Origin of the sequence: Marilutibacter maris (genome assembly GCF_006546735.2) — a bacterium.
In the GTDB taxonomy this organism is placed as follows: Bacteria; Pseudomonadota; Gammaproteobacteria; order Xanthomonadales; family Xanthomonadaceae; genus Marilutibacter; species Marilutibacter maris.
Genome location: NZ_VICD02000262.1, coordinates 1 through 12,339, shown reverse-complemented (window position 1 = coordinate 12,339; position 12,339 = coordinate 1). Strand labels below are relative to the sequence as shown.

Genomic DNA, 12,339 nt, shown 5'->3' with positions numbered 1-12,339 from the left:
CACCTCGGCACCCCGCGCGCGGTGATCGAACCCCAGCGCGACGTCGCGGTCTGGACCTGGGACATCGCCAGCGAAGCCTTCGGCAACAGCGCCCCGAACCCGGACCCCGACGGCGACAGCACCGCCTTCGCGCTGGATATGCGCTTCCCGGGTCAGCGCTACGATGCCGCGAGCGGGCTCAACTACAACTACTTCCGGGATTATGAGGCGGGGGTGGGACGGTATGCACAGAGTGATCCGATTGGGATGAATGGTGGCATTGCAACATATGTCTATGCCCTTCAGACACCTTTATCTGCCGTTGATGCTACTGGGCTTCAGGCCTATTTGCGTGATTTGCTCCCTCCAGGACAAAGGCCTGCGGGAAGCATTTATTGTGTGGATGGGGTTATTAGGCCATTTTATAATTGGAGTGCCTGGCCAAGCTATTATTCTGAATGCAAGGAGATTCGCGACTGCGTAGAGGCTCACGAAATTTCTCATGCTAATGACGCATATCGGAGCAGCCCAGGGCTATGTCAGAAGAGCCCTTTGCATTTTCTGTTTGGAACGTCTCCAAGGATGGTTACTTTTCCGAATGATTTCGATGGAGTTCATGTGTTTGGCGAGCTTGATAGGAGCGAGCTCAGAGCCCATGCCGCGGAGCTTCGCTGTTTGGCGGCAAAGCTCAAGGCAATGGGGGGGTGCGACAGTGACTGTCGAAAGGCGGTTGTCAAGCGAATAAAGCAAATAGTAAATCAGAATATCCCTGACATCAGGAGCGGAAGCTACAGGAGTAACTAATTATGAAGTGTCTGGTGTTCTTGACCGCTGGTGCTTTGCTTGCATGCGTGCAAAGTGCGTATGCGGCTATAGGTATCGCTCCCTACGTGGACTGCGCTGAGCCTGAGGTGATCAAGGTTCTGGCGAAGAATGTTTCGTCTGTGTCAATAACAGTTGAAGAGTCGTCGCTGCCTTGGAGTTACTCGTCACGCGCGTTAGTTTTTGTTGGATACGAAATTTCTAGTGGTAAAGCGACTAAGTTACGCCAGCATCGCCCTGTTGCTGACTATTTCGGGGAAGTTGAGCTTGAGTCAGGGGGGGTGATCATAGGGGAGATTTCTTTATCTCATTTGTTCGTGGATTATGACGAGGCGCATAGTTCCGGGGATTTGATAATTTTCTATGAGGTAGATGATAGTTATTCGGACAAGGGGGCTTACATAGGTGGGCAGGGTTTGTTGTTCATTCCTAAAAAGAAGGTTTTTTCGAGCTCTTGCCCGTCAATAATTCGGAGCGCAGGCGTTGCGGGGCGAAAGCAGTAGGAGTGGGGCCGGGGCGAGAAGAATGGGGTTGGGTTCATTTTCTGTGGAAATAGGGTCTGGAAATAGGATCAGGTTCATTTTCCTTCTGGCGATGAGGGGCGCCGATCCATGGTTGGAGAGGCTCCAGGTCTGACGGGGCGCAATGTCCCTATGAACGCTCAGGTCATTGTGTTGAGTGCTTGCGGACCGAACTGGTTGTTCGCGCAGGACAGGATGCGACAGGATGTTCAGAGACACATGGAGGTTGATGTGGAAATAGCCGACTCGATCGAAGCGCTTGGCCACGTGGAGCTTCACGATGCCGTGTTGTATGGCATCGACTTGCGGGTGTTCGAAGGGATCTGCGAGGTCCGACTGTCGATGTACGAGACGCCCGAATCGTCGAGCAGGATCGATGCGACCCTTTCGATGACGGGCGTGGAGTCCTGTCTGATGAGCGTGGATACTCCAAGCTTGCTCGAAAATGCATCGGCCGGAAACGTGGCGAACTGCCGGGTCGATGTCGATCGGGGTGTGGTCCGCCTGTATCTGACGGACGGCCTACTAGAGGTTTTCGCCAGCGCGGTGTCCCTGGCCCGCGATCCGGCGCAGTAGGGATCGAGGCGCGTGAACGGCGACACGGAAGCTTCTGTACTCCGGCGGCGACTGTGCTGAATTGGGGAGGCGATGACTAGAGCTTTTTTAGTTGTTTTCGTGTTGCTTGTTGGCCTTTCAGGAGTTGTCGAAGCTCATGAAGTCTTCAGGTATATAGATCCTGCGTTTCCACAGAAGCGGATAGCGATTGATGTCGACAGGAGGCAGTTTCTGGTCGCCGATGTCGGGGAGGATATGGAAGTATGTGAGCCGGGGTCTCCCTTCATCTGTGTGGAGTCTGAAACGCTTTCCTTCCATTTCCCTCGGGTTCTAGGGCAGGGGCAGGCGGAGTGGGAGGCGCACGGGCGCAAGTATCGCGTTGAATCGGTCGAGAATTACGAGCTGTGGGGGCGTCAGGAACGTCTGATGAGGATCCGAATGGATGCTCAGGGGCAGAGCACGTTCTACCTCTACTCGGAAGAAGTAGGGCTTATGGGGATAGGTTTTGTGAACCCCAAGACTCGTGCGTACGTGACCTATCTGATTGACGGCGACCGTGGATTCGGTTCGGCAAGAACGATGTCAGAGACACCTTGACGCTGTCTGCGATAGCGGTTCTCGCCAGCAACGCGGCTCGGAAATGAGCGCGTGCTCCATAGGGGCGTAATCGACGTCCTCCTGATCGAGTCGCCCCAGGCCGGCGTTGTCCACTACCCGGACGCTTGGACCGGTCTCGTCCTGCTCAGTCGGGCCAGTGCCGGCCCGCGGGATATCTGACCCGTCGCATACCGGCTCGATGGGGCATATCGATCCAGGCGCGATCACCGGACTGGCGCTATCTGCGGCGCGGGAATATGCGCCCGGCGGCGCCAAACTTGCACTCACCGCCCGCCACGTCCAGACTTCCCGTTCTGGCCGCCTCGAGCGGCTATTTCTTTGCGTCGTCTGTCAGTGCTCCGGCCTTTTCGGCGTATTCCCACACTCCCTAGACAATGGAGGCTCCCATGGAGATCGCCGACCGTCGCGTCGCTTCCTTCCACTACACCCTGACCGACGATGCCGGTCAGGTCATCGACTCGTCCAGCGGCCGCGACCCGCTGAGCTACCTGCACGGCGCCGGCAACATCGTCGCCGGGCTGGAGAAGGCCCTGGCCGGCAAGCAGGCCGGTGACAAGCTCAAGGTCGACGTGGCGCCCGAGGAGGGCTATGGCGTCCGCCACGACGGTCTGGTCCAGCAGGTGCCGCGCGAGGCCTTCCAGGGCATCGACAACGTGCAGCCGGGCATGCAGTTCCAGGCCCAGACCGGCAACGGTCCGCTGCTGGTGACCGTGACCGAGGTCGGCGAGGGCACCATCACCGTCGACGGCAACCACCCGCTGGCCGGCAAGACCCTGCACTTCGACGTCGAGATCACCGAGGTGCGCGAGGCGACCGAGGACGAGCAGCAGCACGGCCACACCCACGGCGCGGGCGGCGAGCACGCCTGATCCGCCTGCGGTAGCGCCGGCGATGGTCGCGGCCTCGTGCCGCGGCCACGCGCGACGACATCCCGGCCCGGATCGCGTCTGCGGTCCGGGCCGTTTCATGTCCGCGGGGCGGGGAAGGGCCGGCGCTCAGCCGGTCAGCGCGACGACCGAGGGCAGCCGCGGATGCTCGCGGGCGATGCGCCGCATCGCCGGGCAGTCGGCGCGGTGGGCGCCGGGCAGGTAGCCCAGGCTCATCAGGAACTCGCCGGTGATCTCGCCGCCGGTGAAGCGGAACGTGCGCTTGAACAGCTTTACCCACGCGGCCTTGTCGCGCGGCGCGTCGCCGTCGCGGGCATGCGCGTCGAGCCAGTCGGCGAAGCCGCCGTGACTGTCGCGCATCGCCCGGATCACCCCGGCGTTGTGGATCGCCGCGTCGACCTTGAGCCGGTTGCGGATGATGCCGGCGTCGGCCAGCAGCCGCGCGCGCTCGGCCTCGCCGTAGCCGGCGACCGTGTCGACGTCGAAGCCGTCGTAGGCGCGGCGGAAGCCCTCGCGTTTGCGCAGGATGGTTTCCCAGCTCAGCCCGGCCTGGTTGATCTCCAGCAACAGGCGCTCGAACAGCACCGCCTCCTCGCGCTGCGGCACGCCGTACTCGCGGTCGTGATAGGGGCCGTGCAGCGGGTGGCCGGGCGCGATGTCGCAATAACCTGACATGGAATACTCCTCGCGGCCGGGCGGCGGGCCCGGCAGGCTGGAAGGGTCGAGGTGGCGGGCCGCCGCCGACCGTCGCTGCGCGGCCGGGCAGGCGCCGGACCCATGACCATAGCGCGTCGCGCGGACCCACGCGAGCCGCTGGCGAGGCGCTAGAATGACGGCCATGTCCGTGCCCACTACGCCGCTCGCCAACCAGCTCCTGATCGCCCTGCCTTCGCTGGCGGACACCAACTTCTCGCGCAGCGTCGCGCTGATCTGCCAGCACGACGAGGACGGCGCGATGGGCATCGTGGTCAACCGCGCCTCCGAGTACACCCTCGGCGAGGTGCTGGGCCAGATGGGGGTCGAAGGCGGCAGCGACTCGCTGCGCGCGCAGCCGGTCCTGGCCGGTGGCCCGGTCCACCCCGAACGCGGTTTCGTGCTCCACGACGGTGGCCTGAACTGGGACTCGACGATGCAGATCGGCGAACAGCTGTACCTGACCACCTCGCGCGAGATTCTCGAGGCGATGGTGCTCGGCGAGGGGCCGGCCAATGCGACCGTGGCGTTGGGCTGCGCCGGCTGGGGCTCGGGCCAGCTCGAGCGCGAGTTGGCCGACAACGACTGGCTGACTGCACCCTCCGACGCCGAGCTGCTGTTCTCGATGCCGCTGGACGCGCGCTGGCAGGCCGCGGCCGGTCGCATCGGCGTGGATTTCGCCCACCTCGCCGACTACGCGGGGCATGCCTGAGGCGGCCGTGATGAGACGCGACGGCACGGTACTTGGATTCGACGTCGGCGCCCGCCGCATCGGGGTCGCGGTCGGCAGCGCGTTCGGCAATGGCGCGCGTGCGCTGGCGGTGGTCGACGTGCACGGCCATGGCCCCGACTGGACCGCGATCGACCGCCTGTGCAAGGAGTGGCGGCCGGACGGCTTCGTGGTCGGCGACCCGATGACCCTGGACGGCGGCGATCAGCCCAACCGCCGGCGCGCGCACGCGTTCGCCCGCGAACTGCACGCACGCTACCGGCTGGGGGTGGCCCTGGTCGACGAGCGCGCCAGCTCGGTCGAGGCCGCGCAACGCTTCGCCGGCGCCCGTGCCGAAGGCCGCCGCCGTCGCCGCGATGCCGAGGTGCTCGATGCGATGGCCGCCGCGGTCATCGTCGAACGCTGGCTGGCCGCCCCCGACGACGCCACCGAAATCGGCTCCCCGCCGTCTTCCGACGCTTCCCACTGATACCGCCCCGGACCCCATGAGCCCAACGCCTTCCGCCACCGCGCCGCACGCTGCGGTCGACCCGTCGCGCCACCTGATCGGCCTGCGGGACATGCCGCGCGAGCGGATGCTGACCCTGCTCGACCGCGCCCAGCACTATGCCGAGGGTCACGACGCGCGCAGCGCACTGGCCGGCACCGCGGTCTGCACCCTGTTCTTCGAGCCTTCGACCCGGACCCGGCTGAGCTTCCAGCTCGCCGCCCAGCGGCTGGGTGCGGACGTGCTGAACTTCGACGCCTCGACCTCGTCGACCAGCAAGGGCGAGACCGCGCGCGACACCCTGAAGACCATCGAGGCGATGGGCGTGCGCGGTTTCATCGTTCGCCACAAGCACGACGGCGCGGTCGCCGCGCTGGCCGCGGAGGCAGCCGAAGGCACCCACCTGATCAATGCCGGCGACGGCCGCAGCGCGCACCCGACCCAGGGCCTGCTCGACATGCTCAGCCTGCGCCAGGCCAAGGGCGGCGACTTTTCGTCGCTGAAGGTGCTGATCGTCGGCGACGTCAAGCACTCGCGGGTCGCGCGCTCGGACCTGCACGCGCTGCGCACCCTGGGCGCCGGCCAGATCCGCGTCTGCGGACCGCGGGCGCTGCTGCCCGACGACGACACGCTGAAGGACTGCATCGTCAGCCAGGATTTCGACGCCGCGCTGGACGGGGTCGATGCGGTGATGATGCTGCGACTGCAGCGCGAGCGCATGGAGGACGGCCTGGTCGCCTCGCTGGAGGATTACCACCGCGACTACGGCCTGACCGCCGCGCGCCTGGCCCGCGCCGACGCCGAGGCGGTGGTGATGCACCCGGGGCCGATGAACCGCGGCGTCGAGATCACCGACGAGGTCGCCGACGGCCCGCGTTCGCTGGTGCTGCGCCAGGTCGCCAACGGCGTCGCGGTGCGGATGGCGGTGCTGGAAAGCCTGCTGCGGCGGTAGCCGGAGCCGGTCGCGGCTCACGCCGCTCCTACGAGAGCCAGAGTCTGGCGTGCGCTTGGCGTTGCCTGCGGTGACGGGGCGGCGACGCGCGCCCTCGCCGTGCTCCTCCGGTGCGTATGTAGGAGCGGCGTAAGCCGCGATCGGGCCTTGCCGTGAACGCTTCATCGCGGCTCACGCCGCTCCTGCGTGCTGCTTCAGCGGCGCCGCTGTCCGAACATCCAGTCCCACATCGGCGCGTAGTTGTAGGTCGCGTCCCAGGCGTTGTGGTTGGCGTCGGGAAACTCGGTGTAGCGGACGTCGGCGCCGACGGCCCGCAACGCCGCGTGCATGCGTCGCGACTGCTGCGGCGGCACCACGTCGTCGCGGCCGCCGTGGAAGATCCAGACCGGCAGATGATGCAGGCGCGTGGCGGTGGCTTCGAACGGATCGGCGGCACCGGCCACCGCTTCGACCGCCAGCGGCGACTCGGCGCGCGGCGAGGTGATGCCGCCGCAGACCGGGGCCAGCGCGGCGAAGCGCTGCGGCTGCAGCAGCGCCAGCTCCCAGGTGCCGTAGCCGCCGCGCGACAGGCCGGTCAGATAGGTGCGGTCGGGGTCGCCGCCGAACTCCGCCGTCGCCGCGTCGAGCGTGGCCAGGGCCATCGCCGCGACATCGCCGTCCCAGGAGCGCTCGGCCGGCGACTGCGGGAACACCACGATCGCCGGAAAGCGTTGCGCATGGGCACGCAGGAACGGGCCCAGGCCGACCGCGGTCTGCTTGTCGCCGTCGTCGCCACGCTCGCCGGAGCCGTGCAGGAACAGCACCACCGGGCGTCGGCCGGCGGCGTCCTGCAGGCGCGCGGAGGCGGGCACGAAGACCTGGTAGACACGCTCGACGCCATCGAGGCGGACGGTGCGGCGGACGAACTCGCCCGCCGCGACCGGCTCGGACGGCGCGTCGGCGGACCGCGATGCGGATGGCGTGGTCGTGCAGGCGACGGTCAGGGCGAGCAGCATCGAGGTGGCCATCAGGGACAGGGTCCGGCGCAACGTGAGGGGCATGGCGGGAGGGCTCCGGGTGCGGTTCGAGCGGGAAGCGTGCAGGGGGCAGGCTACCGCAACGCGGTGGCCGCTGCCGGGGTCAGTACGCGAGCTTCAATCCCGGTCCGCTGCGATCGGCGTGCCCTGGTGGAAGACCATGCGCCAGCCGGCATCCTCGTGTCGCCACAACGAGCTGCGCAGCGAGTGCCGTGGCGGCCGTGCGGCGTCGGCATCGACGATCGTCGCCCGATAGGTCGCCAGGGCCAGGCCCGCGCCCAGCAGGCGCAGCGAGAAGTCCTCGATGCGGTACTGGAAAAGGCCCGCCTCGCGCGGCAGTCGCGTCAGCACTTCGTCCTTGCCGAACGCGCGGCCGCTGCTGGCGATCTCGACGAAGTCGTCGGCGACCAGCCCGTCCAGCGCCGCCACCGAGGCGCGCGTCGCCGGTTGCAGCAGGCGCTGTTCGAGTTCGAGCAGATGGGCCTGCAGTGCCACGGTGTCCATGAGGTCGCCGCCGTCCGTGCCGCAGGCTCAGTGCAGCAACACCAGGGTCGCCAGGCCGAGGAAGGTGAAGAAGCCCAGCACGTCGGTGACCGTGGTCAGGAAGATGCTGCTGGCCAGCGCGGGGTCGAAGCCCAGCCGTTTCAGGGTCAGCGGCACGGTCACCCCGGCGGTGGCGGCGAACAGCAGGTTCAGGGTCAGCGCCGAGGCGATCACCAGTGACAGCTGCCAGTCGCGGAACCAGAACCAGACCACGATGCCGAGCAGGGAGCCGAGGGTCAGGCCGTTGAGCAGGGCCAGCCGGACTTCCTTCCACAGCAGCACGCCGGCGTTGGAGGCGCCGACCTGGCCCAGGGCGAGGCCGCGCACCATCAGTGCCAGCACCTGGGTGCCGGCATTGCCGCCCATGCCGGCGACGATCGGCATCAGCACCGCGAGGGCGACGATCTTCTCGATCGTGGCCTCGAACTGGCCGACCACGCTGGCGGCGAGGAAGGCGGTGCCGAGGTTGATCGTCAACCAGATCAGGCGCCGCCGCATCGCCCGTCGGATCGGGCTGAACAGATCCTCTTCCTCGTCCAGGCCGGCCGCGCCCAGGGCCTGGTGCTCGGCGCGTTCGCGGATGATGTCGACCACGTCGTCGATGGTGATGCGGCCCAGCAGCACGTTGCCGTCGTCGACCACCGGCGCGCTCAGCCAGTCGTGGTCGGAGAACTGGCGGGCGACCTCGTCGGCGGACTCGTCGACGTCGATCGCCGGCTGCTCGTCGTCGACCAGCTTGTTGATCGGGTCGCCCGGCTCGCAGGTCAGCAGCGAGGCCAGCGCGATCCGGCCCAGGTACTGGTGGCGGCGGCTGACCACGTACAGATGGTCGGTGTGTTCGGGCAGCTCGCCGCGCAGGCGCAGATAGCGCAGCACGACGTCGACGGTGGTGTCCGCGCGCACGGTCACCACGTCGGGATTCATCAGGCGGCCGGCGGTGTCCTCGGGGTAGGACAGGACCTGTTCGAGGCGGTCGCGGTTCTCGCGGTCCATCGACTTGAGGACTTCGTCGATGACCGTGTCCGGCAGGTCCTCGACCAGATCGGCGAGGTCGTCGATGTCGAGGTCCTCGACCGCGGCGACGATCTCGTCCGGATCCATCTCGGCGAGCAGGCTCTCGCGGACCTCGTCGCCGACGTGGACCAGCACCTCGCCGTCGTCCTCGGCGTCGACCAGACCCCAGACCACCGTGCGCTTGGCCGGCGGCAGCGATTCGAGCAGGTTGCCGATCTCTGCCGGCGACAAGGTATTGACCAGCCGCCGGACCGGGCCCAGGCGACCGCTGTCGAGCGCATCCGATAGCAGGCGCAACTGGCGTGCGGTCTTGTCGTGGCGGACGGCTTCGGCCATGCAGGGCTCCGGTTGTGGGGCTCAGCGGTGTGGTCGGCGGCGCGGTCGGAAGAACCGGACGACGGGGTCGGCCCGGTTCCAGGTCGGGCGCCGCAACCGTCCCGGCATCCTCCGCAAGGCGGCAGGGTGGCGGACTGCGGTGCGACTCTCCCGGAGGGCCTGGCCGGGCAGACCGTTCCGGGGACGACGCTTCCAATGCGTCCGGGCGTGATTATCGCCGTTGCGGGCGTGGCTGCACACCCCGGCGTGCGGCCGCGGCGTTCAGTGACCGGTGTTGCTGTCGAGCCAGCGCGCCAGGGCGGCGTGGTCGCGCGCACGCATCAACCCGGAGCTGTGCCTGCGCAACCGCGCCAGGTCGTGATTGCGGATCACCTGGCGCAGTTCCAGCATCGTCGACGGGTGCAGGCTGAACTCGGTCAGTCCCAGCGCCAGCAGCAGCGGGGCGAAGCTGGCGTCGCCGGCCATCTCGCCGCATACCGCGACCGGCACGCCGCGGGTGTGGGCGTGGCGGATCACGTCGCGCAGCACCCGCACCACCGCCGGGTGCAGCGGTGTGTAGAGCTCGCCGAGCGCCTCGTTGATGCGGTCGGCGGCGAGCAGATACTGGACCAGGTCGTTGGTGCCGATCGACAGGAAGTCGACCTCGTCGATGAAGCTGGCCAGGGCGATCGCCGCCGCCGGGACCTCGATCATCGCGCCCAGCGGCAGTTGCTCGGCGATCGCATGGCCCTGCGCGCGCAGCTCGCCGGCGATCCGCGCCAGGTGGCCGCGCACCGCGCGGATCTCGGCGCGGCTGCTGACCATCGGCAGCAGGATCCGCATCGGACCGTAGCCGGAGGCGCGCAGCAGGGCGCGCAGCTGGGTCTCCAGCACGTCGGGACGGGCCAGCGACAGGCGCACGCCGCGCAGGCCCAGCGCCGGGTTGGGCTCGTCGCGCAGGGCCAGTCCGGTGTGGTCGGCCTTGTCGGCGCCCAGATCGACGGTACGCACGGTGACGGTGCGGCCGGTCATGCCCAGCACCAGATCGCGGTAGGCGCGGAACTGCTCGTCCTCGTCCGGCAGCTCGCGGCGTTGCAGGAACAGGAATTCGGTGCGGTACAGGCCGATCCCGGCCGCGCCCAGCGCGTGCGCCTCGGCGACGTCCTCGCGCGACTCGGCGTTGGCGTAGAGCTTGATGTCGACGCCGTCGCGGGTGCGGGTGGGTTCGCGGCGCAGGCGGTGCAGTTCCTTGCGCTCGCGCTTGAGCTCGCGCACCCGCGCGCGATGCCCGCGCAGGTCCTCGGCATTGGGTTCGAGCACGACCAGGCCGCTGCCGCCGTCGATCATCAACGTGTCGCCGTCGTTGATCTTCTGCAGCACGTTGGGGACGCCCACCACCAGCGGCAGGTGCAGGCTGCGGGCGAGGATCGCGCTGTGCGAGAGCGGGCTGCCGCTGGCGGTGACGATCGCCATCGCCCCGTGCGCCTGCAACTGGGCGATCTCGGCCGGGGCCACGGTGTCGGTGATCAGGATGTCGCCGGCCAGGCCCTGCATCTCGCCCTGGCGGCGGTGCAGCGCGGCATGCACGCGGCCGATGACCTGGTCGATGTCCTCGACCCGGCTGCGGAAATACGCATCGTCCATGTCCTCGAACACCGCGGCGATGCGGTCGCGCTGCAGGCGCAGCGCGTAGTCGGCGGTATAGCGGCCGATCCGGATCAGTTCGTTCAGGCCCTGCAGCAGCTCCGGGTCGTCCAGCAGCAGCGTATGCAGGTCGAGGAACTCGCCGACCTCGTGGGCGAGCGCGCCATGCAGGCGCTCGCGCAGCGTGTGCATCTCCTCGCGAACGACCGCGATCGCCGCGTGCAGGCGCGCCAGCTCGTCGTCGATCGCCTCGCCGGCGATGTGCTCCTCAACGACCTCGAGTGCGTGCGGCAGGCGGACGCGGGCACGGCCGAGCACGCTTCCGCGCGAGGCTCCGGTGCCGTTGAACTCCTGCCGCATCCGCGCCGGTCTCCTCAGTTGTCCTCGTCGAAGCGGCGCTCGAACAGCGCGACGATCGCTTCGGTGGCGGCGGCCTCGTCCTCGCCCTCGACCCGCAGCCGGACCGCGGTGCCCTGGCCGGCGGCCAGCAACATCACCCCCATGATGCTCTTGGCGTTGACCTCGCGGCCCTTGGCGACGAGGGTGGCGTTGCTGCGGAACGCGGACAGCACCTGGACCAGCTTGGCGGTCGCGCGCGCGTGCAGGCCGAGGCGGTTGGATACGGTCAGTTCGCGTTCGATCATGGGGAGTCCTCGGGCCGTCCTCAGGCGTCGTCCAGGATGACGCCGTTGCGCGCGCCCGCGGCGGCGACCGCGGGCAGTTCGTCCAGGCCGAGCTCGGCGTAGTTCATCACCCGCAGCAGCATCGGCAGATTCAACGAGGATACCCGGCGCACCGGCGTTCCCAGCCGTGCGACCCGGGCGGCGAGGTTGCTCGGGGTCGCGCCATAGACGTCGGTCAGCACCAGCACGCCATCGCCGCCGTCGACCCGCCGCAGCGCGGCGCTGGCCTGCGGCAGCAACTGGTCCGGATCGGCGCCGAACGGCACTTCGAAGGCTTCGGTGCTCAGCGGCAGGTTGCGCAACAACTGCGTGGCCACCGCCAGCAGCGCGCTGCCGATGCCTTGATGGGTGACGAGGAGGATGCCGACGCTCATCCCATCAACTTATCAGAGCCGGGTGACCCGCCGGTAGCGATCGATGCGATCGGTGCGCGCGCAAACGCAGTACGGGCAGCCATCGGCTGCCCGTACCTGGTTGAAGATGGGCGTCGCCGGATCGTCCGGGCGACGCCGGTGGATGCTAGGGCTGAGGGGTGTCGCCGGGCGCCGGCTCCTGCGTCGGTTCGACCGCGGGCTCCGGCGCGATCGGTGAAGGCGGCTGTTCGCGCTCGTCGAGCGGCTCGGGCATCGGCGACGGGTAGGCGTTCTCGGTCTCCGTCTCCGGTGCGCTCATGTCATCGGCCGGTGCGGTGTCCGCGGGCGTGCTGGTTTCCGGTGCGGCCATGTCCTCCGCCGGCGGCGTCGATCCGGATGGAGGCGCCGCCGGTTCGCAGGCGGCCAGGCCCAGCGCGAGCAGGGTGGCGACCGGGAGCGCCGCCATCGTCCAGCGGCGGCGATGGTCCGGATCGGCGGTTTTCGGAGCGTGGTTCATGGGAGTCTCC

The 12,339-nt window shown here is 68.0% G+C and carries 15 protein-coding genes and 1 pseudogene; 8 read left to right on the top strand and 8 right to left on the bottom strand.

Annotated elements, in window-relative coordinates:
- The 5 genes from FKV24_RS15250 to FKV24_RS15230 form a co-directional block, all read left to right on the top strand.
- On the top strand, positions 1–783 hold a 783-nt coding region (locus FKV24_RS15250; protein WP_141482996.1), incomplete at its 5' end, for an RHS repeat domain-containing protein.
- 2 nt (positions 784–785) lie between these two features.
- Complete coding sequence (locus FKV24_RS15245) at positions 786–1,304, top strand: hypothetical protein (RefSeq protein WP_141482995.1); 519 nt, start codon at positions 786–788, stop codon at positions 1,302–1,304.
- A 150-nt stretch (positions 1,305–1,454) separates the two neighbouring features.
- Entirely contained in the window at positions 1,455–1,898 is a 444-nt protein-coding gene (locus tag FKV24_RS15240; protein WP_141482994.1) for a hypothetical protein, read from the top strand.
- Positions 1,899–1,970: 72 nt separating this feature from the next.
- Complete coding sequence (locus FKV24_RS15235) at positions 1,971–2,474, top strand: hypothetical protein (protein ID WP_141482993.1); 504 nt, start codon at positions 1,971–1,973, stop codon at positions 2,472–2,474.
- 407 nt (positions 2,475–2,881) lie between these two features.
- The gene (locus tag FKV24_RS15230) at positions 2,882–3,364 is read left to right on the top strand and encodes an FKBP-type peptidyl-prolyl cis-trans isomerase (protein WP_141482992.1); all 483 of its coding nucleotides are present in this window, start codon (positions 2,882–2,884) and stop codon (positions 3,362–3,364) included.
- A 126-nt stretch (positions 3,365–3,490) separates the two neighbouring features.
- Here the strand turns inward: FKV24_RS15230 and FKV24_RS15225 are convergent, their stop codons facing one another.
- Entirely contained in the window at positions 3,491–4,057 is a 567-nt protein-coding gene (locus FKV24_RS15225; protein ID WP_141482991.1) for a DNA-3-methyladenine glycosylase I, read from the bottom strand.
- Between the two features lie 163 nt (positions 4,058–4,220).
- Between FKV24_RS15225 and FKV24_RS15220 the strand changes: the two genes are divergently transcribed.
- The 3 genes from FKV24_RS15220 to FKV24_RS15210 are packed head-to-tail and all read left to right on the top strand — an operon-like array spanning position 4,221 to position 6,244.
- The gene (locus FKV24_RS15220; protein ID WP_111265705.1) at positions 4,221–4,787 is read left to right on the top strand and encodes a YqgE/AlgH family protein; all 567 of its coding nucleotides are present in this window, start codon (positions 4,221–4,223) and stop codon (positions 4,785–4,787) included.
- Positions 4,780–5,274, top strand: coding sequence for a Holliday junction resolvase RuvX (gene ruvX, locus FKV24_RS15215; RefSeq protein WP_141482990.1), 495 nt, complete (start codon positions 4,780–4,782; stop codon positions 5,272–5,274). The genes FKV24_RS15220 and ruvX overlap by 8 nt, the downstream gene beginning before the upstream one ends.
- Before the next feature lie 16 nt (positions 5,275–5,290).
- Positions 5,291–6,244, top strand: a complete 954-nt coding sequence (locus FKV24_RS15210; protein ID WP_111265707.1) for an aspartate carbamoyltransferase catalytic subunit — start codon at positions 5,291–5,293, stop codon at positions 6,242–6,244.
- 194 nt (positions 6,245–6,438) lie between these two features.
- Here FKV24_RS15210 and FKV24_RS15205 read toward each other — a convergent pair whose 3' ends face one another.
- From FKV24_RS15205 to FKV24_RS15175, 7 genes and pseudogenes are all read right to left on the bottom strand, one after another.
- A complete protein-coding gene (locus FKV24_RS15205; protein WP_211371887.1) occupies positions 6,439–7,284 on the bottom strand; it encodes a carboxylesterase family protein in 846 nt (281 codons plus the stop codon).
- Positions 7,285–7,377: 93 nt separating this feature from the next.
- Complete coding sequence (locus tag FKV24_RS15200; protein ID WP_141482989.1) at positions 7,378–7,764, bottom strand: nuclear transport factor 2 family protein; 387 nt, start codon at positions 7,762–7,764, stop codon at positions 7,378–7,380.
- 27 nt (positions 7,765–7,791) lie between these two features.
- The gene (mgtE, locus tag FKV24_RS15195) at positions 7,792–9,153 is read right to left on the bottom strand and encodes a magnesium transporter (protein ID WP_111265709.1); all 1,362 of its coding nucleotides are present in this window, start codon (positions 9,151–9,153) and stop codon (positions 7,792–7,794) included.
- A gap of 261 nt (positions 9,154–9,414) precedes the next feature.
- Positions 9,415–11,136, bottom strand: coding sequence for a phosphoenolpyruvate--protein phosphotransferase (gene ptsP, locus FKV24_RS15190; protein ID WP_141482988.1), 1,722 nt, complete (start codon positions 11,134–11,136; stop codon positions 9,415–9,417).
- A 14-nt stretch (positions 11,137–11,150) separates the two neighbouring features.
- Complete coding sequence (locus FKV24_RS15185; protein WP_111265711.1) at positions 11,151–11,420, bottom strand: HPr family phosphocarrier protein; 270 nt, start codon at positions 11,418–11,420, stop codon at positions 11,151–11,153.
- 20 nt (positions 11,421–11,440) lie between these two features.
- Complete coding sequence (locus FKV24_RS15180; RefSeq protein ID WP_141482987.1) at positions 11,441–11,833, bottom strand: PTS sugar transporter subunit IIA; 393 nt, start codon at positions 11,831–11,833, stop codon at positions 11,441–11,443.
- A gap of 145 nt (positions 11,834–11,978) precedes the next feature.
- A pseudogene (locus tag FKV24_RS15175) lies at positions 11,979–12,339 on the bottom strand (hypothetical protein); the annotation flags it as partial.

What these genes read in the sequence shown, in the direction of transcription:
- FKV24_RS15200 (WP_141482989.1), bottom strand. Translation starts at nt 7,764, where the DNA reads ATGGACACCGTGGCACTGCAGGCCCATCTGCTCGAACTCGAACAGCGC.
- FKV24_RS15240 (WP_141482994.1), top strand. Translation starts at nt 1,455, where the DNA reads ATGAACGCTCAGGTCATTGTGTTGAGTGCTTGCGGACCGAACTGGTTG.
- FKV24_RS15225 (WP_141482991.1), bottom strand. Translation starts at nt 4,057, where the DNA reads ATGTCAGGTTATTGCGACATCGCGCCCGGCCACCCGCTGCACGGCCCC.
- FKV24_RS15205 (WP_211371887.1), bottom strand. Translation starts at nt 7,284, where the DNA reads ATGCCCCTCACGTTGCGCCGGACCCTGTCCCTGATGGCCACCTCGATG.
- FKV24_RS15235 (WP_141482993.1), top strand. Translation starts at nt 1,971, where the DNA reads ATGACTAGAGCTTTTTTAGTTGTTTTCGTGTTGCTTGTTGGCCTTTCA.
- mgtE (WP_111265709.1), bottom strand. Translation starts at nt 9,153, where the DNA reads ATGGCCGAAGCCGTCCGCCACGACAAGACCGCACGCCAGTTGCGCCTG.
- FKV24_RS15230 (WP_141482992.1), top strand. Translation starts at nt 2,882, where the DNA reads ATGGAGATCGCCGACCGTCGCGTCGCTTCCTTCCACTACACCCTGACC.
- FKV24_RS15180 (WP_141482987.1), bottom strand. Translation starts at nt 11,833, where the DNA reads ATGAGCGTCGGCATCCTCCTCGTCACCCATCAAGGCATCGGCAGCGCG.
- FKV24_RS15185 (WP_111265711.1), bottom strand. Translation starts at nt 11,420, where the DNA reads ATGATCGAACGCGAACTGACCGTATCCAACCGCCTCGGCCTGCACGCG.
- FKV24_RS15220 (WP_111265705.1), top strand. Translation starts at nt 4,221, where the DNA reads ATGTCCGTGCCCACTACGCCGCTCGCCAACCAGCTCCTGATCGCCCTG.
- FKV24_RS15210 (WP_111265707.1), top strand. Translation starts at nt 5,291, where the DNA reads ATGAGCCCAACGCCTTCCGCCACCGCGCCGCACGCTGCGGTCGACCCG.
- FKV24_RS15245 (WP_141482995.1), top strand. Translation starts at nt 786, where the DNA reads ATGAAGTGTCTGGTGTTCTTGACCGCTGGTGCTTTGCTTGCATGCGTG.
- ptsP (WP_141482988.1), bottom strand. Translation starts at nt 11,136, where the DNA reads ATGCGGCAGGAGTTCAACGGCACCGGAGCCTCGCGCGGAAGCGTGCTC.
- ruvX (WP_141482990.1), top strand. Translation starts at nt 4,780, where the DNA reads ATGCCTGAGGCGGCCGTGATGAGACGCGACGGCACGGTACTTGGATTC.